1 rRNA gene is annotated in these 811 nt (G+C 42.2%); it reads left to right on the top strand.

The features are described 5' to 3' along the window. Positions 1–101, top strand: a 23S ribosomal RNA gene (locus IEY48_RS20305); the annotation flags it as partial. Positions 102–811 lie beyond the last annotated feature (710 nt).

Below are 811 nucleotides of genomic sequence, written 5' to 3'. Positions count from 1 at the left end.
CTCTAAAGAGCCGTTCGAGACTAGGACGTTGATAGGCATGGTGTGTAAGCGTTGTGAGGCGTTGAGCTAACATGTACTAATGACTCGTGAGGCTTAACCATACAACCCAGATGGGTTTTACTGATACTTAGTATTAGAATAGAGCACTTAAATAGTGTGATAACTCAACAAAGCGAGTCTGAAAGACGACTGCATCAGTTTTCCGAATTATTATTTAATGCTAATGATAGCGTTAGATAAAGGAGCAATTTATCAAATACATCCATGTATTTGACCCTAACGGGCCGCACTAAAGTGCGTTAAAAATTTGTTCCGTACAATTTTTTGTCTGGAAACCATAGAGCTTCATTTCCAGACGCCAAATACACGAAAAAAGCCCTAGCAGAAAACGCTAGGGATTTTTTCGTATATACGCTTCGCGAAAGAACTAAACTCGATGTCGCCCCGCCGCTGAGCGGGTTCCCCGGCTCCAAAGGCCGTTATATTGCTCCTGCAATAAGGGCATTTCCACCATCCCTGACGGTCACCGCTTTTCCGCGAAAAGTGTCTGCTGAATACTTTGTATTCAAAACGCATTCACTTTTCCCCCATGTGAGAGTAGGTCATTTCCAGACGCCTAATAAGTATGAAAGCTCGTTGTTAACGCAACGGGCTTTTTTACGTCTGTTGTTTTTACGTTTGAAGTTTATACCAATCCGCATTAGACTTTGCCCATATTAGCCCAGTCTCGTGTACACAAACTTTTTACCCTATCCTTGCACTGAATAAATATATTCCAGGCTTTACAACACTGCTCCACGATATCGTTATA

The sequence above is a fragment of the Shewanella saliphila genome (genome assembly GCF_014648295.1).
In the GTDB taxonomy this organism is placed as follows: domain Bacteria; phylum Pseudomonadota; class Gammaproteobacteria; order Enterobacterales; family Shewanellaceae; genus Shewanella; species Shewanella saliphila.
Note: the sequence above shows the minus strand (reverse complement) of the source record. Positions and strands in the feature narration are given on the sequence as shown.